We start from the raw sequence: 23,732 nt of genomic DNA, 5'->3' as shown, positions 1-23,732 counted from the left end.
CTGTTGGGGAGACATTCATGCTGCGCGCGCTTCTTGCTTCTGCTGTTCTTTTCTCGGCCCCGGCCCTGGCTGATGATGTCGAGGACTTTGAGGCCCTGATTGCCGATTTCGAGGCGTTCGAAAACCGCGATGATCCCGATGAAAACCCGGAGGCGGCCCGTCGCTGGGCGGATCTCTCGCCGGAACGCTTTGCCGAAGACCGGGCGGCGGAAGCCGTGTTTCTGGAGCGTTTGCAAGAGATTGATGCCGACGCCCTGCCAGAGGAACAGGCCGTCAACCATGCGACGCTGGATTATATTCTGCGCTTCCGGGTCGAGCTGGCGCAATTTGATATGCAGCGCGCCGCCTTTACAAATGACAGTGGTTTCTTCTCGGCCCCGCTCTATACGGCGTCATCCACGCGCCCACGCACGGTCGAGGCTGCCGAAAACTGGATCGCCCGGCTGGAAGATTTGCCACGCTATCTGAACGAGAACATCTACTGGATGCGTCAGGGCATTGAGGACGGGTATACCCAGCCCGCGAATATTATCGGGGGTGTCCGCGATCAGATTGCGACGATTGCCGCCATGAGCGTGGCAGACACCGGCATGGTCATGCCGATCGAACGGCTTCCCGCGACCGTGTCTGAAGAGGAACGCGCGCGGCTGTTTGCGGAAGCGACCGAGGCCGTCGAAACCCACGTCCTGCCAGCCTATGCCGATCTGCTTGCCTTTATGGACGAGGAATATGTGCCCGCCGCGCGTGAGGAGCTGGGGATTTCGTCAGTGCCGAATGGCCGGGCGCAATATCAGGCGCTGACGCGTTTCCATACCACTCTGGATACCTCGCCCGAGGAGGTCCATGAGCGCGGCCTGGCCGAGGTGGCGCGCATCCGCGGGGAAATGGAAGAGATTATCGAAGAGCTGGAATTTGAGGGCACATTTGCCGAATTCCTGCACTTCCTGCGCACCGATCCGCAATTCTATGCCGAAACGGAAGAAGAATTGCTGATGTATGCCGCCTATCTGGCACGCCTCGCCGATGATGCCATGCCGCGTTTTTTCCGGCGCCTGCCGAGATTGCCTTATGGGGTAAGGGCCGTGCCGGCCTCGCTGGCGCCGACCTACACGACAGGACGTTACTGGCCGGGCTCTCTGGAAAATGGCGTGGCTGGCGGATACATGGTCAACACCTATGACCTCTCTCAGCGGCCGCTTTACAATCTGCCGGCTCTGACGGTGCACGAGGCGGTGCCCGGTCATCACCATCAGGTCGCACTGGCACAAGAGCTGGAAAATGTGCCGGATTTTCGCCGCAACACCTATATCACGGCCTTTGGTGAGGGCTGGGGGCTTTACACCGAATTTCTGGCGGAAGAGATGGGCCTGTACCGTACGCCCTATGACCAGTTTGGCCGCCTGACCTATGAAATGTGGCGCGCCTGCCGCCTGGTGGTGGATACCGGCATCCATTATTTCGGCTGGACGCGCGAGGAGGCCGAGGCCTGCCTGCTCGAAAACTCGGCCCTGGCCCCGCACAATGTGCGCACGGAAATTTCCCGCTACATCTCCTGGCCGGGTCAGGCGCTGGCCTACAAAACCGGCGAATTACTGATGCGGGATCTGCGGGCACAGGCGGAAGAGACGCTAGGCGAACATTTCGACATCCGTGACTTCCATGATGAATTATTGTCGGAAGGCGCGGTGCCGCTGGGCTATCTGGAAAGCCGGACACAGGCCTGGATTGCCGAGACGCTGGACGCGGCCGAGGCAGAGGCGGAAACAGACGAAAGCGAGGGCTAGATGGAGATCGCCATTGCCGCGCTTATCGCGCTGGCGGGGCTGATCAACTTCCTGCCCGTTTTCGGGGCCCTTTCACGCAAACGGATCGAGCGCGTCTATCAAATACAGGTGGAGGGGCCGGACCTCTCCATCCTGATGCGCCATCGTGCGGTGCTGTTCGGCCTTGTTGGCGGCTTCATGATCTATGCCGCATTTGACCGGAATCTCTGGCTGATCGCCTGTGTGCTGGGCGTGTTGAGCATGGCCAGCTTCATTCTGCTGGCCTGGTCGACTGGCGGTTATAATGCGGCCCTGCGCAAGGTCGTTATCGCCGATATTATCGGGATTGTTCTGGTGATCGCCGCGCTGGGCCTTATGGCGGTTTAATCCTCCAGCCGGCGTGCCTCATTGATGCGTCCACGGATCAGCAGTGCGGCAACCGCCTCGTCATCATTGGCAGCCAGATTCAATGCCTGTGTCATGTCGCGCTCGGCCGCGGCCAGATCGCCCAGTTCCAGACGCGCCTCAGCGCGTGTCCGCCAGCCTTCCGCATTCTGGGGCTCGAAACTGATGGCTTGCGCCGCATCAGCTTCAGCCGCAGCCCATTCGCCCAGCTGCGCTGCCGTCCGCGCCCGGCCCAGCCACATGGGGGCAGATTGCGGGGACAATTCCACGCCGCGCGAATAGGCGCGGCGCGCTTCATCGGGATATCCCGCCACCATCCACGCTTCACCGGCTTCGGCCAGATAAAGAACCTTCATGGCCGTCGGGCCGCCATCGGGGGCTTCAGCAAGGGCTTGCAGGCGGAAGGCGCCTTCTTCCTCCTCGCCCAAGGCGATCAAGGCGCGGGCGACGCAATGGCGCGCCGGCCAGCCGCCGCCCTCATAGCGCCAGGCAAGCCCGTCCTCATAGGCCATCTCGGCATTACCTTCGATCTGTTCCAGACAGGCCAGATAACGTTCAGTGTCGCGATTCTGTGCATTGGCGGCAGAGGCCGTGATTGCACAGGCGGCTACGGTCAAAAACAAACGCGTCATGTTTGTGAGCTCCCACTCGCCCATTGGAGCCAGACTAGGCGCACGCTAGATAAGCGTCCATGACACACACCCGTTCTCTTCTGTTTTTGGGCTATGGCTATGTCGCAAAAGCCACGGCAGCCCGGCTCTCCGGCCAAAATATAAAGCTCTCGGGCACCACCCGTTCGGCGGCGAAAGCCTCGGAGATGGCGCTATCCGGTATTTCCCCGCTGATCAATGCAACCCGCGAGGAGCTGCGCGGGGCGGTCGAGACGGCGACGCATATTCTGGTGTCTGTCCCTCCGGACGAAGACGGGGATCCGGCTCTGCCGTTGCTGCGGGGATTGAAAACCCCCGCGCTGGAATGGCTGGGCTATCTCTCCACCACCGGGGTTTACGGCGACGCTGGGGGTGGCTGGGTCGATGAAGACACCCGCCCTGAACCGGCGGAAAAGCGATCGAAAAGACGCTTGCAGGCTGAGCAGGGCTGGCAGGCTTTTTCGAAGGCGACACGGATAGTTCGTCTGGCGGGGATTTATGGTCCCGGCCGCAGTGCGCTGGAGCGGGTCCGATCCGGAACCGCGCGGCGGATTGTTAAGCAAGGGCAGGTGTTTTCCCGCGTGCATGTGGACGATATCGCAACGGCGCTTCTGGCCTCGATGGAGCGCCAGGACGTGCCTGGCCCGTTTAATCTGGCCGATGATCTTCCGTCCTCCCAGGCTGAAGTGATCGGTTATGCGGCGGATTTGCTGGCCGTCGCGCCGCCACCGGAAGAGGATTTCGAAACCGCAGAGATGAGCCCGATGATGCGCAGCTTTTTTTCTTCCTCGCGCCGGGTCTCTTCGCGGAAAACCCGCGACGCGCTGGGCTTTGAACTGGCCTATCCGACCTATCGTGAAGGGCTGGAGGCGATTTACGCGGCTTCGGTTTGAACGCTGAGCGCTTCGGCGGTCGCGATCAGCCGCGCGATTTCCGTTTCGGAGGATAGCCGGTGATCGCCGCTCTTGATCAAGGTGAAGACGATGTCCTCGCTGGTCAGGACGTCTGCGCATTTTTGCGCGTGTTGCCACGGGACGCTTTCATCGTGCTGGCCTTGTAGAATGCGGACCGGACCTTCAAATCCGATGGGACCGCCCAGAACAGACCAGTTTCGGCCATCCTCGATCAGCTTTTTGGTGATGATGAAAACCTCATCATCATAGGCCGAGGGTTCCTCGAATTTGCCGGTTTCCAGGATTTGTTGGCGGATCGCTTCAGGAAAGCTCGGCCACATCAGCTCGGAGGTGAAATCCGGTGCCGGAGCAATCAGCAACAGGCCGGCAAGGCGCGAGGCGCGCTCCTTTGCGCATAACAGGCTGATCCAGCCGCCCATGGACGAGCCGATCAGGATTTGCGGACCTGTCGTCAGCTCGTCGATGACCGCGAGGGCATCTTCCCGCCAACGGCCAATCGTGCCGTCCTCGAAATCGCCTGAGGATTTGCCGTGGCCGAAATAATCGAACCGCAAAAAGCCGCGCCCGGATTTGCGCGCCCACTCATCCAGCGCGATGGCCTTTGTACCGTCCATGTCGGATTTGAACCCGCCCAGCCAGATGAGACAGGCTTTGCCGGGCTCGCCCTCGTGGCGGATATAAGCGATTTTTTCGCCATCAGGGCGGTCGAGATAGTCAATGCCGGACGGGTTTGTCATGGTGTGTTTCCTGTGAAACAAGGTTTGTCGATCTATCCCGCTTCTGGACGGGCCGGGTCAAGCGAATCGTTGAGAGGTGATGCGCCCCATGAAGGTGCTGCAAATCATTCCACAGCTGGAAACCGGCGGAGCCGAGCGTACGACGATCGAGATTGCGCAGGCCCTCACCGCAGCGGGACATGAGGCGCTGGTTGCCAGCGAGGGCGGGGCAATGGAGGCGGATCTGACAGCTGTCGGCGGTGAGCTGGTCCGGCTGCCCGTTGCGACCAAAAATCCGCTCACGGCCTTACAGAATGCCTCGGCATTAAAGCGCGTCATCCAGGACCGCGGCATTGATATTGTCCACGCCCGCTCTCGCGCGCCGGCCTGGAGCGCGCTGAAAGCGGCGCGGGATACGGGCGCGAAATTCGTTACTACTTATCACGGAACTTATAATGCGCGATCTGGTCTGAAGCGCCGCTATAATTCGGTGATGACTAAAGGGGACCGGGTCATCGCCAATTCCGAGTTCATTCGCGACCATATTGTTGCAGAACACGGGCTGAATCCGGATGCGATCACCGTCATTCCGCGTGGCGTGGATGTGAACCGCTTCGCCGATAGCGACAGCCTGCGCCAGCGCGCTCGTGATCTGAAAGCCGACTGGTCCTTACCGGATGACCGGTTTATCGCGATCCTGCCCGCCCGGCTGACGCGATGGAAAGGCCAGATCGTCGCCATTGAAGCCCTGGCCCGGATCAAGTCCGACAGTGCTGTCGTGCCGGTTCTAATTTTGGTGGGCGGCGATCAGGGCCGCGTGAACTATCGCGAAGAGCTGGAACTGCTGATCGGCAAGCATGGTCTGGAAAATGATGTGTGGCTGGCCGGGCATTGTGATGACATGCCGGCTGCTTTTGCGCTGGCCGATGTGGCGCTGAACCCGTCAACAGACCCCGAAGCTTTCGGACGGACGGCAGCAGAAGCAAGTGCGGCAGGCCTGCCGGTGATCGTGGCCAATCATGGCGGCGCGAGAGAGGTCGTGGTGTCAGGCGAGACGGGTTGGCGGGCCAGGCCGGGGGATGCCGGATCGCTGGCGGATGCGCTAACTGCTGTGATGTCGCTGACAGAGGCGCAGCGTGCGGCTATAGGACAAGCAGGCCGGGCGCGAATTTTGCAACGTTTCACGGTCGAGGCCCTGCAGGCGAACACCTTGCGGGTCTATCGCGAGCTTTTAGAGTGAGGCCATGACCGAGGCGGGCAAGGATATCATCTACGTCTTGTTGTGGGGCGATTTGCCATCGACCGTGCGCGGCCTGGCCTCCTGCCGGCGGATCCGTGAGGCGCATCCGCGCGCTAAATTGATCCTGCTGACCGCGCCTGACTATGAATCGATGCTGAAGCATTGCCCCTATTTCAGCCAGGTCGAAACCGATGCCACGGCCACCGGTGCCATGGCCAAGCTGACCGCCAAACGGATCAAGGCGATGAAACCCGCAGTGGTTTACGACCTGGTGGATGATGGGGATTCGCGCCGGATCAAAGGCGGATTGCGTTTCTCGCGCATCAAATGGCTGGATGCGGCGCCCAGAATGGAAGCGGCGACCCATCCCGTGGAAGCAACCGCCGTGGCGCTTGGCCGGGCTGGGCTGGGTCCAGATCATTTCCGGCTGGGTGAAGCCCCAGCGCCTGATGTTTCCTGGGTGGATTATCTGGCCCGCACCTCGCGCATGCTGGAGCCGGAATATTTCGGTCTGAACGGACCCTATGCCCTGCTGGCGCCCGCCGGGGAAGACGTGAAAGCCAATCTGCGTTGGCCCCGCGAACGCTGGGCGTCTCTGGCGCAGGCGCTCATGCAACACGGCGTAACGCCAGCCATTGTCGGCGGGCCCTCCGCGCGCGATGTCGGCCGGTTTGTTGCCAGCGCCGTTGAGGGCGCACGCGATGTGACCGGGAAAGCCAAGCTGGTTCAGCTGGCCGGGCTCGCGCGCCGGACGCGCTTTGTGTTTGGCGAGGAAACCGACCTCTTGCATTTGCTGGTAGCCGCGGGACCGCCCGCAGCGGCGCTGTTTCCTGTCGATGAAGGCCGTAACCCGGCGCTTCGCGTTCCGCGTGGGGCTTCCCCGGTTATTACGCTGCATGCGCCAGTGCTGGCGCAACTGACCGCCGAGGAAGCGCTGCAGGCCATGCGCGTCGCCGGCGGGTTCGAGGAATCACCGCGTGCGGCTTGATTTTCCCGGACTTACCCCCATAACTCGGCTCCGCTCGCGGCGAGGACGCGCAATGACGCAATGAGTCTCGCGTTTCTGGCTTCGTGTGGTAGTTTTTTAATTCTGGCTGTTAGTGGAGAAGTTACATAGCCCGCCGACCTTATGCTGCGCCGCCCCCGAAAAAAGAGGGCCCCCGCGTTAATGAAGAAATCCGCGTTGCCCGCGTCCTTCTGATCGATGAAGAAGGAGAAAAACAGGGCGTCATGCCCGTCGAAGCCGCGATCGAAGCGGCTCAGGAAGCCGGACTCGACCTGGTCGAAGTCTCGCCGAATGCCGATCCGCCCGTGTGCAAGATCGTCGACTATGGCAAGCTGAAATACGAAGCGCAGAAAAAGCGGGCTCAGGCGCGCAAGAAGCAGAAGACGCAGGACATCAAGGAAATCAAGATTCGTCCCAATATCGACGAGCATGATTATCAGGTCAAAGCCAAGGCGATGACGCGCTTCTTCGAGGATGGTGACAAGGTAAAAGTCACACTGCGGTTCCGCGGACGTGAGATGGCGCACCAGGACCGGGGCATGGATGTCATGAACCGGGTGCGGGATGATTTCGCGGAAGTGGCCAAAGTCGAATTCGCACCGAAGCTGGAAGGCCGGCAAATGGTGATGGTGCTGGCCCCCCGCTGACAAAAGGGGGCAAGCGTTCAAGCGCGGTTCAGTTTGAACCCGGCTTTATGAGACGCGTTGAATGGCCCTTTCAGGACACGCCCATGATGTTGAGATCCGTTTTGTTTGCTTTGTTTGCAGGACTGGCCGCGCTGGTCACCGCCGGCCCTGCACAAGCCCAGCAATGGAGCCTGGATCCCAGCTATGGAAGTATCTCACTGAGTTCGGGTTTTACGCCGGATCCTCATGAAATTGCCTTGCAGTCCGGCGGTTCGATTGATGCGAGCGTGTCCCTCGGGGGAAGCTGCCGGGGGTTTATCGCCAATGCACCGCAATTCCGGCTCACCTATATCGCGCGCACCTGGCCACTGATCCTGTCGGTGAATTCCGACGCTGATACGACCTTGATCGTCAACGGACCCGATGGACGCTGGTATTGTGATGATGATAGCGGGAGCGGCCTCAATCCGGCCCTGCGCTGGGATCAGCCGCAATCGGGCCAGTATGATATCTATGTCGGGACCTATCAGGCGGCGTCCTATCACGAGGCGACGCTGTCGATCTCAGAGCTGACCTCTTACTAGTCAGCGCTCTCCAACCTTCTGTTTATAAGGTATTTTTAACGCCGCGTAGGCCTGCGCGCTGAGGGCGTATCCGGTCTATTTTTCGCCTCCTGGAAGAAGCGTGGCGATTATTTGAACTATTTTTGCCGGTGCGGCGTTTTTTCCGTTCAACTGGGGTTCACATCGAGAGGCGTTTTAATGATAGTCTCTACCTATCGAGTACCAGGGGAGGGACCGGGTGCTCTTGGATTGATTGCCGATTCCCGGCGTCAACGTCTTCAAAGGGGACAGATTATGCTTCGTAAACTCACACTTTCGACCGCCGTTTCCGCGCTTGCCGTTCTGGCGATGGCCGGAACCGCACAGGCTCAGGATTGGAGCCTGAACCCGACTTATGGAACGATTTCGCTGAATGGCGGTTTCACACCGGATCCTTACTATGTCAGCCTGCAATCGGGCGGTAGCATTAATGCGGCTGGCCTGGGCGGCAATTGCCGCGGCTATATCGCCAACGCGCCGGATGTCCGTCTGAATTTCCGGTCTGGCAGCCTGCCACTGGTTATCTCTGTTGATTCCGGTGCTGATACGACCCTCGTCATTAATGCGCCTGACGGCCGCTGGTATTGCGACGATGACAGTGGATCGGGCCTGAACCCGTCCATCAATTTCGGGAACTCCCCGATGTCCGGCCAGTACGACATTTATGTCGGCACCTATGGCAACGCGTCTCTCCAGAATGCCACCTTGGCGATTTCCGAGTTGAGCTCTTACTAAGAGCACCATTTTTCGGAAAAATTCTGACCAGGGAGACAGGACCATGAAGACCCTTCTTCCGGCTCTGGGCGTAGCGGCATTAGCCGCTGCGTCCGTAGCCGCACAAGACGTCACCGCACCGCCCAGTTATGGCTCTATTACGCTGGATTCCGGCTTTCTGCCGGATCCGCACAGTGTCCAGATGCGCGCCGGTGGCGATATATCGGTGTCCGGCAATGTCAACGGTTCCGGCGTTTGCCGGGGCTATATCGCTAATGCGCCGGACTATAATGTCTATTACACGGCAGGCAGTTTTGACCTTTACCTGTCGGCCATCTCACAGACCGACACCACACTCGTAATTCGCGGCCCCAACGGCGCCTATCATTGTGATGATGATGGCGGTGAGGGGGCGTTGAATCCCGGTGTCCAGATCTCGCGTCCGGCTTCGGGCCTGTATTCGATCTGGGTCGGCACGTATTCCTCTTCCGGTGGCACGCCTCCGGCGACACTTTACGTGTCCGAGCTGGGCTTCGGCCCGCGTCCGATTCCGTCTGTGGAGCTGGATTACACGCTGGCGGCCAATTATGGCGGTCAAATGCTGCAGACCGGCTTTGTTCCCGATCCAGTGAATATCCAGCTGGCTGCAGGGGGCGATATCGATGTGTCGGAAACCGGCATTGGCGACATGTGCTGGGGGTATACAACCGCCGCACCCGACTATGAGCTGACCTATGAGGCGGGGAACACCTTCCCGCTTTATCTGTCCGCGACATCGGAGTCCGATACGGTGATGATCGTCAACGCTCCGGATGGCAGTTGGCATTGCAATGATGACGGCTCTGAAGGTCTCAATCCGGGCATCACTTTCGATAGCCCGCAATCAGGTGTCTATGACATCTGGGTGGGCACCTATTCCTCACCGGATTTTGCCGGCACGCCTGCGGCGATCCTGCATATTTCCGAGCTGGGATATGGGGGCGACCCGGTCATGTCCGGCAATCTGCTCGATTACACCCTGCCGTCAAATTATGGCTCGGTGTCGCTCGAGAGTGGCTTCATTCCTGATCCCCACAATGTCCAGATCGCGGCGGGCGGCGATGTCGATGCCCGCGATAACGGACCGGACGGGTGTTGGGGCTATGTAACGGCAGCTCCGGATTACGAGCTGACCTACAGCGCCGGCAATGCGTTTGACCTCTTTATCTCGGCCACATCTGACCGCGATACGGTGTTGATCGTGAATACACCGGATGGGTCCTGGCATTGCAATGATGACGGGGCGGCCGGGCTTAACCCGGGGCTGGAGTTCGTCAATCCGCAATCAGGTGTCTACGACATCTGGGTGGGAACGTATTCCTCTGGAGCCGGCACACCACCCGCGACGCTCCACATCTCGGAGCTCGCCTTCGGCGACAACTAGTTTTTGCTAAAGAAGATGAGTGGAAAGGGCGGCTTCAAGGCCGCCCTTTTTACGTGGATATGCGCCAGTGCCGTTGGATTTTCCGCGCCGTTACATTATATCGTCACCATATCCAGGGGCGGACGCCAGACGACTCACCGGACAAAAACACTTTTCGATGCCTCGGGTGCGGGCCTGGCGGTTCTCTGCCTCTTGCATTGTCTGGCCTTGCCGACCGCCGCGGTTGCGGCTCCCGCTCTGGCACCGGCTCTGGCGGAAGAGTTTCATCTTCTGGAAGGCCATGCGCATCTCTATTTCTTCCTCGCCGCCCTGCCGGTCACGCTGATCGCCTTTTTTGGGGGCGAGCGGACCATGCGGGCCGGAAAGTGGACCATGCTGGTGGCCGGATCCGGGCTTGTCTTGATGCTGTTGGGCGCGGCGCATATTGTCGAGCAGCCGGGCGAAACCCTGTTGACGGCGTCGGGTGTCAGCCTGCTCCTGGGGGCGCATATTGTGAACTGGCGCCGGCGTCAGCGTGCTGGGCATGACCATGCGCGTGAGTGTGCCACCTGCGCCGACTAGCGCGCCAGCACGCCGCCCAGCCCCTTGAACAACTTGAGCACCACCGCCGCCGTCAGCCGTCCTATGTCCCGGTCCGGATTGAATTCCACCAGATCCGCGCCGACGACCGGTCCGGGGATGGATTGCAAATAGTGGATCACCTGCCTTGTGGAAAGACCACCCGGTTCCGGATGCGAGACACCGGGCGCGAAGGCTGGGTCCAGCCCGTCGATATCGATAGAAATATAGACCGGCTCATCAGCCTCTAGCGGCAAGGCGCCCGGCAGATTCGCCATGTCAAAGGCCTGAACCCCGAAGCGGGCTATTTGCTCGCGCTGATGAGCGTTCAGCGTCCGCACGCCGATCTGGATCAGTTTTGAACACAGGCCCTCCTCCATGATCCGCGCAAACGGGCAGGCATGGGACCAGGGCGAGCCGTCATATTGATCATAAAGATCTGGGTGAGCGTCAAAATGGACGATGGCCAGCGAGCCCGACGCAGAGGCAATCTCTCTCAATATCGGCAGGGATACAGAGTGATCCCCGCCGATCATCAGCGGCTTTGATCCGGCTTTCAGAATGTGCCGCACAGCTGATTGAATGGCGGAATAATCACCATCGCCCGCCACATTTTTCAGGTCGATGTCCGGGTCAAAGCGGAAGACCGCCGGATCGGCCAGATCAATCCCGTTTTCCGCGCACAGATTGGCATAGTCCCTGGCGATTTCATCGCGCAGTGCCTGAGCGGCCTTTGCCGGGCCTCTCAGATAGGAGGAATTGGCATCCAGCGGGATGCCGCGGGCGATGATTTTCGGGGTCATCGCTGTTTCCCAATCATCCGCGCCAGCCACGGAAAGAGCAGGACAAACCCGAACAGGCTCATCCCCAAGGCAAACAGGCTTGAGAAAATGACCAGCGGATTGTTGAAATTGGATCGTTCCGAATAATCCATGATGTGAAGCATCCAGAAGAAATCATAGAAGCGCCAGACATCATTGCGCCGGGCAATTACCTCGCCCGTGGCGGCACTGACATAAAGACGCGTGCCTTCACCGTCATTGAAATCTACCCGCCATTGCGGGCCAGGACGGCGGGACTCCCAGGTCGGTTCATCAAAATAGGTGATAGCCGCAATGTCCGGTTCGCCTGCATAGTCAGCGAGGGCAACGGCCAGGGCTGTGTCCTCATCGATGGGGGAAAGCACCTCTCCCGTGCGGGCGTCCGCGATTATCGACCCGTTTGATGTCGTAAATTCATAAACGGTCCGGTCCAGCCAGGGCCGGATCTCCACTCCACGGGGGATGAGATTGGCGTCTCTGGCGATATCGCTGGCGGGAACGAGGCCGATCAGGACGAGCGGCGGAGACGCCTGTTCGGCAATATTGTGCTCACCCCGCACGCGCTCGATGGGAATGGCCGTCATCACAAGGCCGCCGCCAATCCAGGCGAGGACCTGAAGACCAATTATCAGTGCGGCCCATTTATGGAGCCGGATCAGCCAGCGGATCATGTACTATCCCTACGTTATAAAGTAACGCTTATGGCGGGGCTGGCCGGGGCCTGTCGAGTCTGCGACGCACGCAAACAGGACTTGCGTTCGCAGCGGTTTTTCCTTATGACGCCCGCTCTTTGAAAGACCCCAGCTGTCCGGGCCGGATCGACATGCCTGACAGCTGCAAGAACGCAAGGTGGCTTTGACCACCGGAAATGGAGCGGAAATGTCGAAAATGAAGACCAAGAGCGGCGCCAAAAAGCGCTTCAAGCTCACGGCAACTGGCAAGGTGAAAGCTGGCCAGGCTGGAAAACGTCACGGCATGATCAAGCGGACCAACAAGCAGATCCGCAACAAGCGCGGCACGACAGTGATGTCCGAGCCCGATCAGAAGATCGTGAAAAAGAATTACATCCCGAACGGCCTTTAAGGCTGACGGCGTTTTCAGGAGTTTGAACCATGGCACGAGTTAAACGCGGCACAGTATCCCGCGCCCGCCACAAGAAAGTCATTTCCCAGGCCAAAGGTTATTATGGCCGCCGGAAGAATATCTATCGCGTTGCCGTCCAGGCCGTCGAAAAAGCCGGCCAGTACGCTTATCGTGACCGCCGCGCCAAGAAGCGCAATTTCCGCCGTCTGTGGATCCAGCGGATCAACGCCGGTGCCCGCTTGCATGGTGTGACCTATTCCCGATTTATGTCCGGCCTCGCGAAGGCCGGGATCGAGGTGGACCGCAAAGTCCTCTCCGATCTGGCCATTCGGGAACCCGAGGCCTTCAAAGCCCTGGTCGACCAGGCACAGGCCGCGCTCGACGCTTAACGCGTCTCCTGCCGGTCACTCACAGCATCGTTAAAAGTGTCGTCCCTGCCATGGCGGGGACGCCGCTTTTCTTTCACCTTCGCCCGTTGGGGCAAGGGGTGGCCTGGCAAATACGCAGAAAAATTCCCGGCTGACCCTCGCCAAGTCCCCAATCGGGCGGTAGACCGCACGCGAAACCGTTCGCGTGGATGAAGGCGAGGAATTTAGCATGGCCGAAGCGTCAGAGATCGAAAGCCTGAAGGGCGAATTGTTGGCCGCTGTCGCCGGAGCCGGTGATGAGGCCGCGCTGGAAGCCTTGCGCGTGGACGCGCTGGGCAAGAAGGGCCAAATCTCGCTGATGATGCGCTCGCTGGGACAGATGAGCCCGGAAGAACGCCAGGTGATGGGCCCGGCGCTAAATGGTCTGAAAAACGAGATCGGCGAGGCGATCAGCGCCAAGAAAACTGCTTTGGATGATGCGGCGCTGGATGCGCGTCTGGCAACCGAGCGCACGGATGTGTCGCTTCCGGTTCGTCCGGAACCGCGTGGCAAGCTTCACCCTGTCACCCAGGTGATGGAAGAACTGGCCGTCATCTTCTCGGATATGGGCTTTACCGTCGCGGAAGGCCCGGATGTGGAAGATGACTTCCATAACTTCACTGCGCTGAACTTTCCCGAAGGCCATCCGGCGCGCGATACGCATGATACCTTCTTCATGAAGCCGCGCGAGGATGGCTCACAAATGGTGCTGCGCACGCACACCTCGCCGGTCCAGATCCGCACTATGATGAATCAGGAACCGCCGATCCGCATTATCGCGCCGGGCCGGGTTTATCGCTGTGACTGGGATCAGACCCACACGCCCATGTTCCATCAGGTCGAAGGCCTGGTGATCGACAAGGGCTCTCACATGGGTCACCTCAAGGGCATATTGATGGACTTCCTCGCGGCCTTTTTCGAGACCGATCATGTCGAGGCGCGTTTCCGCCCGCACCATTTCCCTTTCACTGAACCGTCGGCTGAGATGGATGTGAAATATTCGCGCGTCGGGGACGCCGTGAAGATTGGTGAGGGCGATAAATGGATGGAAATCCTCGGTTGCGGCATGGTGCACCCGAATGTCATCCGCTCCTGCGGGCTCGATCCGGATGAGTATCAGGGCTTCGCCTGGGGGATGGGTGTGGACCGCCTGGCCATGCTGAAATATGGCGCGCCGGACCTGCGCGATTATTTCGCCAATGATACGCGCTGGCTTGCGCATTATGGCTTCTCACCGCTGTTGCAGGCCAATTTGGCGACGGGGTTAAGCTGATGTCTCGCGTTTTCTCCGATGTCTCCCCCTGCTTGCGGGGGGAGTGTCCCGAAGGGACGAGGGGGGCTAATGCCACCTCAGCCCCCTCCGTCAGCTTCGCTGCCACCTCCCCCGCTGGCGGGGGAGGACAAAGGGTGTTGTGATGATCAACTGGCTCAAATCCAATCATCAGGCGATTACCGCTATCGGCGCGATGGTGGTCGGTCTGGCGGCGCTTTATGTGGCCTGGGATCAGTCGCGCGTGATGCGCGCGCAGCAGCATGGCGCCGTCGTACCGGCGCTACAGATTGACGCCTTCACCAATACCGATGACGGCATTCTGTCGGTCGGATTGCGCGTCGCCAATAATGGTGTCGGCCCGGCGATGATCGAGCATGTTCGCGTCCTTCGCGATGGCGAAACCGTGGACCAGATCGATGCCATGTTTGACAGCTTTCCGGCCGAGCAACTGGATCGGTCCTGGGTCACTCTGACGGGGCGCGTTGTTGCACCAGGAGAGCTTGTCATCCCCATCTCGGTGGCGTGGCCCGGCGAGGCGGTGAATGCAGAGTCCATTGCAGCCCTGTTCTCTGAATGGGACCGCTGGGAAACGGAAATCTGCTATTGCTCGGTCTTTGATCGCTGCTGGATCGCAACCGTTCAGGTTCGCGAGCGGCGTCAGGTTCATTCGTGTCCTGCACCCAGTGACGATATCTTCGAGCAATATGGCTCTGAAGGCTTCCGGGCTTTCACCTCTCCGGAAGTTGAACCCCCACAAACGGCGGGAGCCGAGCAATGAAATTCACCCTCTCCTGGCTGAAAGAGCATCTGGAAACCGACACGCCGCTCGATGAGCTGGCCGAGGCCATGACCATGGCCGGGCTGGAGATCGAGGATATTGATAATCCGGCGGAAGCCCTCGCCGACTTCACGGTCGCCCACGTCAAAACAGCGGAAAAACATCCCGATGCCGACAAGCTGAAGGTCTGCACAGTTGAGACGAAAGATGGAATCAAGCAGATCGTCTGCGGCGCGCCGAATGCGCATGCCGGGATGAAAGCCGTCTATGCGCCTTTGGGCACCTATATTCCGGGCGCGGATTTCGCGCTGGATAAGAAGCCGCGCAAGATTCGCGGCGTGGAATCTCACGGCATGCTTTGTTCCGCCAAGGAGCTGAATGCCGGCGAGGATCATGACGGCATTATCGAGCTGGAGGGCGACTGGAAGGTTGGTGATCCCGCGGCAGACGCGCTGGGCGCGAATGATCCGGTCATTGATTTTGAGGTGACGCCGAACCGGCCGGACTGGCTGGGGGTTGATGGCATTGCCCGCGATCTGGCAGCAGCAGGCATGGGTCAGGTGATCACGCCACAACCCAAACCCTTGAAAGGGGCCTTCCCCTGTCCGATCAAGATCAAAATCGATTATCCGGAAGCCTGCCCGGTTTTTGGTGGGCGCTTGATCCGCAATGTCAAAAACGGGCCGTCGCCAGCGTGGCTGAAGCACAAGCTGGAAGCGATTGGCCTGCGCTCGATTAACATTCTCGCGGATATTTCGAACCTCGTTTCTTACGACCGCTGCCGTCCGCTGCACGTCTATGACGCCGATAAGATCGGCAAGACAATCATCGCGCGGCGTGGCAAGGGCGCGGCAGACACGTTCGAAGCGCTGGATGGCAAGCCCCACACGCCGTCCGCCGAGCAATGCGTCATCGCGGACGAAACCAACTGCCTGGGCTTTGGTGGTGTGATGGGCGGGGAAGCATCCGGTGTGTCGGATGAAACCGTGAACGTCTTCATCGAAAGCGCCTGGTTTGAGCCGGAAATCACCCGCGCCACGGGCCGGGCCACCGGCATTGAATCCGATGCGCGCTATCGCTTTGAGCGCGGCGTGGATACGGGCTCCATCCAGCTTGGCCTGGATCTGGCGACCCATTGGGTGCTGGAGCTTTGCGGTGGGGAAGCCTCGGAGATCATGATTGCGGGTGAAGCGCCCGCCAATCCGGCGCCGATTGATTTCCCGGTCAGTGAGGTGAAACGCCTGACAGGTTTTGACCTCACGCCGGAGCGCATCACCGACATCCTCCAGAAACTGGGCTTTGGCGTGTCCGGGGCTGGCGGCTCGCTGCATGTCGATGTGCCGAGCTACCGCCGGGATTGCACGCATAAAACCGACCTTGTGGAAGAAATCGCGCGCATTCACGGCTTCGACAAGATCGAAGCAATTTCCCTGCCGCGTCTTCCCGGCCGCCGGGAACCGACGGCGACGACCGGGCAGAACCGCGCCCGCTTTGCGCGCCGGGCGCTGGCCGTGCGCGGCTATAATGAATCTGTCACCTGGTCCTTCGTGCATCGCAATCAGGCTGCCTTGTTTGGCGGTCATGGCGAGGGGTTGGAGCTGGAAAACCCGATTTCGTCTGATCTGGATGTGATGCGCCCGACCGCGCTGATCCATCTCCTGACGGCGCTCCAGGACAATGCCGATAAAGGCGTAGACGATCCGCGCCTGTTTGAAGCCGGGCCGGTCTATCTGACGGACAAGCCCGATGGACAGCGCATGGCCGTGTCTGGCGTGCGCTTTGTTGCGGCAGGCCGCCACTGGGCGGGAGCACGCGAAGCTGATCTGTTTGATGCCAAGGCGGATGCGATGGCAGCGCTGGACGCGGCGGGGGCGCCTGTCGATTCGCTGCAGGTCGCAGCCGAAGCTCGCAATTGGTGGCATCCGGGCCGGTCCGGCGTTTTGCGCCTGGGTCCGAAAAATGTGCTGGCCGAGTTTGGTGAAATTCATCCGCGCGTTCTGAAAGCGCTGGGAGTCGAAGGCCGCGTCATCGGCTTTGAAATCATCCTCGATGGTATTCCTTCCCCGAAGAAAAAGGCGGCAACCAAGGCGCGTCCGGCACTCGACCGGGCCGAGCTGACGCCGGTGAAGCGCGACTTTGCTTTCCTCGTCGCCAATGATGTGCCTGCCGACACGCTGACGCGTGCGGCCAAAGGCGCGGACAAGGCGATGATCACGGAGGTTTCCGTATTCGACGTCTATGCCGGGCAGGGCGTGCCGGAGGGTCAGGTTTCGCTGGCGCTTGAGGCCGTTATCCAGCCGCGTGAAAAGACGCTGACGGACAAGGAAATCGATGCCATCGCGTCCAAAATCGTCGCATCGGTTGAAAAAGCGACCGGCGCGAGTTTGAGGGGATAAGATGGCGCTTGATCCGCAGCGAATGGCAAATGCCTCTGAAGACGATCAGCGGGCTTTTGTTGTTGCGGCGGTTCTGGCCAACCCTACCGCCAAAGCGGTACTGGAACGCGCCCATTCGCTTGACCTGCCAGACTGGGCGCTTATGGCCGGGGCGGTGTATCAGGCTGTCTGGAATGTGCTGACCGGGCGGCCGGCTGATTATGGCGTCAATGACTATGATCTCGCCTATTGCGATCCGACAGATCTGACCGCGGAGGGTGAGGCGGCGTTTGTTGCCAAGACGGAGGCGGCGTTCGCTGATCTCGAAGCCGAGGTTGAGCTTTGCAATCAGGCGCGTGTGCCGATCTGGTTTTCCGCCAAATATGGCGTTGAGCGAAAGCCCATCCTGAGCACTGAGGACGCGGTGAAAGACTTCGCCTCGCTGACCCATTCGGTGGCTATTCGGCTCGATGCGTGCGGCGAGCCTGAACTGATCGCGCCATACGGGTTGGACGAACTTTTTTCGCTGACGGTAAAGCCGGTGCCAAATATTTCGACACCGGCTGAATGGAATGAGAAAATTGCGGCTCAGAGGAAGCTCTGGCCTGAGATCAATTTTATCCCTGCGCCTTTGCCTGAGGCGTAGGCGCACCATTTCCAGCCGCCCGGCGGCGGCGATTTCGGCGGCGCTGGCTGGCGCTGCGGCCACCTCGGCCTTGACCGCCACCTTGGCCACCCCCCTGGCCGCGGTTCTGACCTTTCGGTCCCTGGCCACGCGGCTTTCCTTGCGGTTTGGGGCCGCGCGGTTCTTCGGTGAAAGGCTTGGAGGGGTGTTGTTCCTTGCCATTTTCATCGGTCACGGCAAGGCGATAACCAATCAGGCGCTCGATATCCTTCAGCAGACCACGCTCTTCCGGATCACAGAAGGCAATCGCCGTGCCGGATTTGCCGGCGCGCGCCGTGCGGCCGATGCGGTGGACATAGGATTCCGGCACGTTGGGTAGCTCATAATTGACGACGTGGGAGACGCCATCAATGTCCAGCCCGCGCGCTGCGATATCGGTGGCCACCAGAATGTTGGATTTGAAAGCCTTGAACGCATCGAGAGCCCGCTGACGCTGGTTCTGGGATTTGTTGCCATGGATGGCGACCGCCGCCAGATCGGCTTTCAACAAGCGCTTGGTGACCTTATCCGCCCCGTGCTTGGTGCGGGTAAAGACGATGGCGCTGGTGATGCCAGCCTCGCTGAGGACTTTCACCAGACGCTCCAGTTTTTGCGCTTTATCGAGGAATTGAACCGACTGGCCGATCTGCTCGATCGGACGGGAGACCGGTGCGACCGCGACCTGGGCCGGATCGTTGAGGAAGTCATGTGCCAGAGCCCGGATCGGCTTGGGCATGGTCGCTGACAACAGCGCGGTCTGGCGGCCCTTTGGTGTGGCTGACAGGATTTTGCGGATGCCCGGCAGGAAGCCGAGATCCATCATCTGGTCGGCTTCATCGAGGATGACCGTGCGCACGTTGTTCAGATGGATCGCGCCAGTCTGCATATGATCAAGCAGGCGGCCCGGCGTGGCGATGAGAATATCAACGCCGCCCTTCATGGCGCGGATCTGCCCGCCGGGTTTGACCCCGCCCATGACGACCGCAAAGCGAGGACGCAGATGGCGGCCATAGGTTTTCACCGAGTCGGCAATCTGCAGCGCCAGCTCGCGCGTTGGGGCCAGGATCAATGCCGTGCAGGATTTGGGCTCAGGCCTCCGTTTGGACGTCGCCAGAGCGTGCAGGATGGGCAGGGTAAAGGCGGCGGTCTTGCCGGTGCCGGTCTGGGCCGTGCCCAACAGGTCGCGGCCTTTCAATAGGGCCGGAATGGCTTCTGCCTGAATGGGCGTCGGCGTTTCATAACCTTCTTGAGTGAGGGTTTTGAGAATGGGCTCGGCGAGGCCGAGATCAGAAAAATGAGTCAAGTTCAGACTTTCAAATGTGCGCGCTGCCGGGCCGGCCAGAGCCAGCACCCGCATCGCGGTGTTTCAATACTAGGAAGCTTGCGTAGACCAGCCGCCGGATGAGCCCGGATCAATGTCCGGGTGGGGCATACCGCAACCGCCGGAATTGGCGGCCACTTGGCCTATGGGACACCGCCATTCCGTTATCCGGATTTCTACGCGCGGTGCATAAGACGGGCGCTCTCTCACACGGAATGGGTTTGTTGGCAATGAGATTTTGCCGAATGGCAGAATGTCGGACCTCAACGCGACTCTCGAAAACTATACTAAGGGTTGCATTATACACCTTAAAAGTGTATTTAGCGACTCTCAGGGGAGGAATTGCTATGGTTGGAAATATTTGGAAAGCGGCCAGCATTTGTGTTGCTTTTGCTGGCTTGGCTGCTTGCGAACACACCGATCCCGACCGCAGATTTGAAGTGGAAGGCTGGTTTCATTCAGCCGAATTTAACTCGCGCGCAAACAGCATTATAGGATGGGAGCAGTGCGGCGAGGTGAGTGAAGACTTTCGTGTCGGCGGCGTAGGAGATGATCTAACCACACATGTCTGTCAAACAGTTCGCTCAAATGGGCAATGCCAAGTAATGGCAATGGTCGAATACCGCGAAGGTAATGATGTTGACAGACGTTGGAATTGGTCGGGGCCCGCCGCCGCCGCGAACGTAAACCTTCAACCCACCTATCCGGTTGGCACAACGCAGTGCAGTATCCGGGAAATCAGATAGGTCTCGACTCTCCGGAAATCTGAAAGGAACGGCGTTCAACCATCAAAGGCCGGGTGATAGCGGACAATGCCTTTGCCCGGGGGTATGGCGCGCGGAATGATGATCTGAAAGGCCTGGCGCATTTCCGGGACAGAACCGTCATCGGCCTCCCACATCCAGTCGCGCTCAATCGCCGCAGTAAAACCGAAGCGGCGATAATATTCCGGCTCTCCCAGTACGCAAAAAAAGGCGACGGGATAGGGTTCGAAATGTTCCAGCCCGGCCTTTATCAACGCCTCGCCGATGCCCTTACCCTGATGTTTGGGAATTACGGCCACAGGGCCAAGACCCAACCCGTTCAGGGTTTCGCCCGAGGCATGGCCGACGCTCGCCGGTGAGAACATGACAGTGCCGACGATATCGCCATGATCTTCGGCGACCAGTTCAAGGCTGTCGGCATCATCTTCGCGCAGGGCCTCGACGATTTTCGCTTCATCGGGTTGGCCAAAGGCGGCGTTCAGGAGATCGCGAATGCCGGGATAGTCACCCGCATCGGCGGTGCGGATCTGCATGGATTAGAAGGGCAGCCAGTTGCGGCGGCGCGAATAGGCGAGATAGCCGACATTGGCGCCGGCGCGCAGGCCTACGCCCGAACGGATCGGGGCCAGCGTAATGCCATCGGCGCGTTGATAATTCACGCCCAGACCGGCGACGAAATAGGCCGAGCCTTCGACGCCGGGAAAGCGGCGATAAATGCGGTCGGCTTCATCCATCTGATAGACCAGTACGAAGACGCGGGATGCATTGCCGCCGGTATCAAAACCAATGGACGGCCCTTGCCAGTAGACATGGGCGCGTTCGCCATTACGCATGGTCAGATAGCCCTCACCATAGCGCAGGCCGACGCCGACCGCTCCGGCCACTTCTTCGCCCGCGACATAGCCAACAGGCCGGCCGAGGTCTGAGAAGACCCGCTCAATCACGGCGGCAGCGGCTTCGGCGGTGACGCCGAAAAAGTCCGCAACGGCTTCCACCATTTCTTCCTGGGAATAGGTGTCGACGCCTTCGGAATAGTCGCTGGGCTGACCGTAATCCGGATCATCTTGAGCGAATGCCGGTACGGCAAGCCCGAGGGCGGCAATAAAGGTTACAATCAAGCTGCGGAACAACATGGCAGGACCCCAAAGGTGTTGCATTGCCCGGCAATATGACCGGCAATTCCGGCAAGACAATGGCGATCCGGTTTAGGCGGCGTTAATCCGCCCGGTTGCTTTGAACCAAATTCAGGCCGGTGCGTTGACGGTCAAAAAGCTGGTAAACAGTACCCGCATGGACGGGTCGACCTTTGACGGCAGGGCCGCCTGCAGGGACCCATTGGTCAAGGGAAACCACCCCGAACTGTCCGGCAGGTTTTCGTCGCGTGTAAAGGCATAGCCCATTGACCAACCCGGGAACTGACGGTTTACGCCGGTTTCCGACGCGATGCGCACCACACCCTTATGGCGCTTGTCCTTGATAATCGCGCTGAAGGTCTGCTCAACGGCTTCTGTGGGCCCTTCCAGCAGCTGCATGAAATGCGCCCCATCAAACAGGAGCAACCCGGTGATTTTGTGTCTGGAATTATTGTCGCGCGCGGCGCTGAGTATATCTTCCAGCGCGCCTTCATGCATCGGCACCACGGCCTGAGACACATATACCAGCCGCGATAGTTCCACGGCACCCTCCCGAAAATTCAAAGACCTAAAAACCTTTGTGTTTGTATGGGAATAATAGCGAAGGAAATGCGCGCGGCAAGATTGTGCAGCGTTCAGCATCACATGCTTGGCGGAACCCCCTGCCAGTGCTACTTCCCGCGCCATGACAATCGACCCGAACCGCATCCGCAATTTTTCCATCGTGGCGCATATCGATCACGGGAAATCCACGCTGGCCGACCGCCTGATCCAGATCACCGGCGGGCTGACCGAGCGTGAGATGAAGGAACAGGTGCTCGACAATATGGAGCTCGAGCGCGAGCGCGGCATCACCATCAAGGCGCAGACGGTTCGTCTGGAATACACCGCCAAGGATGGCGAAACGTATATTCTCAACCTGATCGACACGCCCGGCCATGTTGACTTTGCCTATGAGGTCTCGCGCTCGCTTTATGCCTGTGAGGGCGCGTTACTGGTCGTCGATGCGGCACAAGGCGTGGAAGCCCAGACGCTGGCCAATGTCTATCAGGCGATTGATGCCGATCTGGAGATCGCACCGGTTCTCAACAAGATTGACCTGCCGGCTGCTGAGCCCGACCGCGTAAAGGCGCAGATCGAGGATGTCATTGGTATTGAAGCGCAGGATGCCATCGAGATTTCCGCCAAGACGGGCCTGAATGTCGAACAGGTGCTGGAAACCATTGTCGAGAAACTGCCGCCGCCAGCTGCTGGCGATCCGGATGCGCCCTTGAAAGCCCTGCTCGTGGACAGTTGGTATGATGCTTATCTGGGCGTCATCTGTCTGGTCCGCATCATGGAAGGGCAATTGAAGAAGGGCATGCGCGTCCGCCTGATGGGCACGGGTGCCAGCTATGGTGTGGATGGTGTTGGTTTCTTCACGCCTGCCAAGAAGAACACGGATGTGCTGGGCCCGGGTGAAATCGGCTTTCTAAACGCCTCGATCAAGCAGGTGCGCGACGCGCGCGTGGGCGATACGGTTACCGATGAAAAACGCCCGACGGCGACGCCTCTGCCGGGCTTTAAACCCGCCGTGCCGGTCGTGTTCTGTGGCCTCTTCCCGGTGGATTCAGCCGAATTTGAGGATCTGCGCGATGCCATTGAACGGCTGGCGCTGAATGATGCCTCCTTCTCGTTTGAAATGGAGACGTCTGCTGCGCTGGGCTTTGGGTTCCGCTGCGGCTTCCTGGGGCTCTTGCACCTGGAGGTTATCCGCGAGCGGCTGGAGCGAGAATATGGCGTCGAGCTGATCACCACGGCGCCGTCTGTGGTTTACAAGCTGAAAATGACGGATGGGTCGGAGATCGACCTCCACAACCCTGCCGACATGCCCGACCCGGTTAAGGTCGATACAATCTCAGAACCGTGGATTACCGCGACCATCCTCGTGCCCGATGAATATCTCGGCGGCGTTTTGAAGCTGTGCGAAGACCGGCGCGGCATTCAACAGGAACTCACCTATGCCGGTTCGCGCGCCATGGTGGTCTATGAGCTGCCGCTGAACGAGGTGGTGTTTGACTTCTATGACCGGCTGAAATCGGTCACCAAGGGCTATGCGTCCTTTGATTATCAATGGAAGGATTATCGCGAGAATGATCTCGTGAAGATGGCCATACTGGTCAATGACGAGCCGGTCGATGCGCTCTCCATGATCGTCCACCGCTCCCGCGCTGAAGCGCGCGGCCGGGCGATGTGCGAAAAACTGAAAGACCTCATCCCGCGCCACATGTTCAAAATCCCGATCCAGGCGGCGATTGGCGGGCGAATCATTGCCCGCGAAACCCTGTCCGCCCTGCGCAAGGACGTTACCGCGAAATGCTATGGCGGCGATGTCACCCGCAAACGCAAGCTTCTGGAAAAGCAAAAAGCGGGTAAGAAAAAGATGCGCCAGTTCGGCCGCGTCGACATCCCGCAGGAAGCGTTTATCGCCGCCTTGAAGATGGACGGGGATTAGGG

Annotated in this window: 26 protein-coding genes; 18 read left to right on the top strand and 8 right to left on the bottom strand. The window is 59.7% G+C overall.

Annotated features, from left to right (window positions below; all coding sequences use genetic code 11):
* Positions 1-17: 17 nt before the first annotated feature.
* Complete coding sequence (locus ACO079_RS08720; protein ID WP_421789315.1) at positions 18-1,784, top strand: DUF885 domain-containing protein; 1,767 nt, start codon at positions 18-20, stop codon at positions 1,782-1,784.
* Positions 1,785-2,150, top strand: coding sequence for a phosphopantetheine adenylyltransferase (locus tag ACO079_RS08715; RefSeq protein WP_421789313.1), 366 nt, complete (start codon positions 1,785-1,787; stop codon positions 2,148-2,150).
* Here the strand turns inward: ACO079_RS08715 and ACO079_RS08710 are convergent.
* On the bottom strand, positions 2,147-2,800 hold the full coding sequence (locus ACO079_RS08710) for a hypothetical protein (protein WP_421789311.1): 654 nt from the start codon (positions 2,798-2,800) through the stop codon (positions 2,147-2,149). The two genes, ACO079_RS08715 and ACO079_RS08710, sit on opposite strands and share 4 nt — an antisense overlap.
* Positions 2,801-2,859: 59 nt before the next feature.
* On the opposite strand from ACO079_RS08710, the gene ACO079_RS08705 reads away from it, so the two are divergent.
* Entirely contained in the window at positions 2,860-3,711 is an 852-nt protein-coding gene (locus ACO079_RS08705; protein ID WP_421789309.1) for an SDR family oxidoreductase, read from the top strand.
* On the opposite strand, the gene ACO079_RS08700 is transcribed toward ACO079_RS08705, so the two are convergent.
* Positions 3,693-4,469 (bottom strand): alpha/beta hydrolase, encoded by a 777-nt coding sequence (locus ACO079_RS08700; protein ID WP_421789307.1) that lies wholly within the window; start codon positions 4,467-4,469, stop codon positions 3,693-3,695. The two genes, ACO079_RS08705 and ACO079_RS08700, sit on opposite strands and share 19 nt — an antisense overlap.
* An 88-nt stretch (positions 4,470-4,557) precedes the next feature.
* On the opposite strand from ACO079_RS08700, the gene ACO079_RS08695 reads away from it, so the two are divergent.
* From ACO079_RS08695 to ACO079_RS08665, 7 genes are all read left to right on the top strand, one after another.
* Positions 4,558-5,688 (top strand): glycosyltransferase family 4 protein, encoded by a 1,131-nt coding sequence (locus tag ACO079_RS08695; RefSeq protein ID WP_421789305.1) that lies wholly within the window; start codon positions 4,558-4,560, stop codon positions 5,686-5,688.
* 4 nt (positions 5,689-5,692) lie between these two features.
* Positions 5,693-6,676 (top strand): glycosyltransferase family 9 protein, encoded by a 984-nt coding sequence (locus ACO079_RS08690; RefSeq protein ID WP_421789303.1) that lies wholly within the window; start codon positions 5,693-5,695, stop codon positions 6,674-6,676.
* 125 nt (positions 6,677-6,801) lie between these two features.
* Positions 6,802-7,341 carry a translation initiation factor IF-3 gene (gene infC, locus ACO079_RS08685; protein WP_421792936.1) on the top strand — a complete coding sequence of 180 codons (540 nt, stop codon included), beginning with the start codon at positions 6,802-6,804 and terminating at the stop codon, positions 7,339-7,341.
* A gap of 83 nt (positions 7,342-7,424) precedes the next feature.
* The gene (locus ACO079_RS08680; protein WP_421789301.1) at positions 7,425-7,904 is read left to right on the top strand and encodes a peptidase S1; all 480 of its coding nucleotides are present in this window, start codon (positions 7,425-7,427) and stop codon (positions 7,902-7,904) included.
* Positions 7,905-8,177: 273 nt separating this feature from the next.
* Complete coding sequence (locus tag ACO079_RS08675; RefSeq protein WP_421789299.1) at positions 8,178-8,657, top strand: peptidase S1; 480 nt, start codon at positions 8,178-8,180, stop codon at positions 8,655-8,657.
* Positions 8,658-8,700: 43 nt separating this feature from the next.
* On the top strand, positions 8,701-10,059 hold the full coding sequence (locus ACO079_RS08670) for a hypothetical protein (protein ID WP_421789297.1): 1,359 nt from the start codon (positions 8,701-8,703) through the stop codon (positions 10,057-10,059).
* 15 nt (positions 10,060-10,074) lie between these two features.
* Entirely contained in the window at positions 10,075-10,620 is a 546-nt protein-coding gene (locus ACO079_RS08665) for a MerC domain-containing protein (protein ID WP_421789295.1), read from the top strand.
* Here ACO079_RS08665 and speB read toward each other — a convergent pair.
* Together speB and ACO079_RS08655 are read right to left on the bottom strand one after the other, a co-directional pair.
* Entirely contained in the window at positions 10,617-11,420 is an 804-nt protein-coding gene (gene speB / locus ACO079_RS08660; protein WP_421789293.1) for an agmatinase, read from the bottom strand. The two genes, ACO079_RS08665 and speB, sit on opposite strands and share 4 nt — an antisense overlap.
* Positions 11,417-12,109 carry a PepSY domain-containing protein gene (locus tag ACO079_RS08655; protein WP_421789291.1) on the bottom strand — a complete coding sequence of 231 codons (693 nt, stop codon included), beginning with the start codon at positions 12,107-12,109 and terminating at the stop codon, positions 11,417-11,419. The genes speB and ACO079_RS08655 overlap by 4 nt, the downstream gene beginning before the upstream one ends.
* 208 nt (positions 12,110-12,317) lie before the next feature.
* Between ACO079_RS08655 and rpmI the strand changes: the two genes are divergently transcribed.
* The 6 genes from rpmI to ACO079_RS08625 all read left to right on the top strand — a co-directional run bounded on the left by rpmI (position 12,318) and on the right by ACO079_RS08625 (position 18,000).
* Positions 12,318-12,521 carry a 50S ribosomal protein L35 gene (rpmI, locus tag ACO079_RS08650; RefSeq protein ID WP_421789289.1) on the top strand — a complete coding sequence of 68 codons (204 nt, stop codon included), beginning with the start codon at positions 12,318-12,320 and terminating at the stop codon, positions 12,519-12,521.
* A 29-nt stretch (positions 12,522-12,550) separates the two neighbouring features.
* Positions 12,551-12,910 carry a 50S ribosomal protein L20 gene (rplT, locus tag ACO079_RS08645; RefSeq protein ID WP_421789287.1) on the top strand — a complete coding sequence of 120 codons (360 nt, stop codon included), beginning with the start codon at positions 12,551-12,553 and terminating at the stop codon, positions 12,908-12,910.
* Positions 12,911-13,118: 208 nt separating this feature from the next.
* On the top strand, positions 13,119-14,201 hold the full coding sequence (pheS, locus tag ACO079_RS08640) for a phenylalanine--tRNA ligase subunit alpha (protein ID WP_421789285.1): 1,083 nt from the start codon (positions 13,119-13,121) through the stop codon (positions 14,199-14,201).
* Positions 14,202-14,343: 142 nt separating this feature from the next.
* Entirely contained in the window at positions 14,344-14,979 is a 636-nt protein-coding gene (locus ACO079_RS08635) for a hypothetical protein (protein WP_421789283.1), read from the top strand.
* On the top strand, positions 14,976-17,375 hold the full coding sequence (gene pheT, locus ACO079_RS08630) for a phenylalanine--tRNA ligase subunit beta (protein ID WP_421789281.1): 2,400 nt from the start codon (positions 14,976-14,978) through the stop codon (positions 17,373-17,375). The genes ACO079_RS08635 and pheT overlap by 4 nt, the downstream gene beginning before the upstream one ends.
* A gap of 1 nt (position 17,376) precedes the next feature.
* Positions 17,377-18,000 (top strand): nucleotidyltransferase family protein, encoded by a 624-nt coding sequence (locus tag ACO079_RS08625; protein ID WP_421789279.1) that lies wholly within the window; start codon positions 17,377-17,379, stop codon positions 17,998-18,000.
* Here ACO079_RS08625 and ACO079_RS08620 read toward each other — a convergent pair.
* Positions 17,972-19,375 (bottom strand): DEAD/DEAH box helicase, encoded by a 1,404-nt coding sequence (locus tag ACO079_RS08620; protein ID WP_421789278.1) that lies wholly within the window; start codon positions 19,373-19,375, stop codon positions 17,972-17,974. The two genes, ACO079_RS08625 and ACO079_RS08620, sit on opposite strands and share 29 nt — an antisense overlap.
* A 311-nt stretch (positions 19,376-19,686) precedes the next feature.
* On the opposite strand from ACO079_RS08620, the gene ACO079_RS08615 reads away from it, so the two are divergent.
* Entirely contained in the window at positions 19,687-20,085 is a 399-nt protein-coding gene (locus tag ACO079_RS08615) for a hypothetical protein (protein WP_421789276.1), read from the top strand.
* Positions 20,086-20,120: 35 nt separating this feature from the next.
* Here the strand turns inward: ACO079_RS08615 and ACO079_RS08610 are convergent, their stop codons facing one another.
* The 3 genes from ACO079_RS08610 to ACO079_RS08600 form a co-directional block, all read right to left on the bottom strand.
* Entirely contained in the window at positions 20,121-20,636 is a 516-nt protein-coding gene (locus tag ACO079_RS08610) for a GNAT family N-acetyltransferase (RefSeq protein ID WP_421789274.1), read from the bottom strand.
* A gap of 3 nt (positions 20,637-20,639) precedes the next feature.
* Entirely contained in the window at positions 20,640-21,236 is a 597-nt protein-coding gene (locus ACO079_RS08605) for a DUF1134 domain-containing protein (protein WP_421789272.1), read from the bottom strand.
* Positions 21,237-21,347: 111 nt separating this feature from the next.
* Positions 21,348-21,779 carry a BLUF domain-containing protein gene (locus ACO079_RS08600; protein ID WP_421789270.1) on the bottom strand — a complete coding sequence of 144 codons (432 nt, stop codon included), beginning with the start codon at positions 21,777-21,779 and terminating at the stop codon, positions 21,348-21,350.
* Between the two features lie 142 nt (positions 21,780-21,921).
* Here ACO079_RS08600 and lepA point away from each other — a divergent pair, with 142 nt between their 5' ends.
* The gene (lepA, locus tag ACO079_RS08595; RefSeq protein WP_421792935.1) at positions 21,922-23,730 is read left to right on the top strand and encodes a translation elongation factor 4; all 1,809 of its coding nucleotides are present in this window, start codon (positions 21,922-21,924) and stop codon (positions 23,728-23,730) included.
* Positions 23,731-23,732: the final 2 nt, after the last annotated feature.

Source organism: Hyphobacterium sp. (assembly GCF_965228115.1).
Lineage (GTDB): Bacteria > Pseudomonadota > Alphaproteobacteria > Caulobacterales > Maricaulaceae > Hyphobacterium.
Note: the sequence above shows the minus strand (reverse complement) of the source record. Positions and strands in the feature narration are given on the sequence as shown.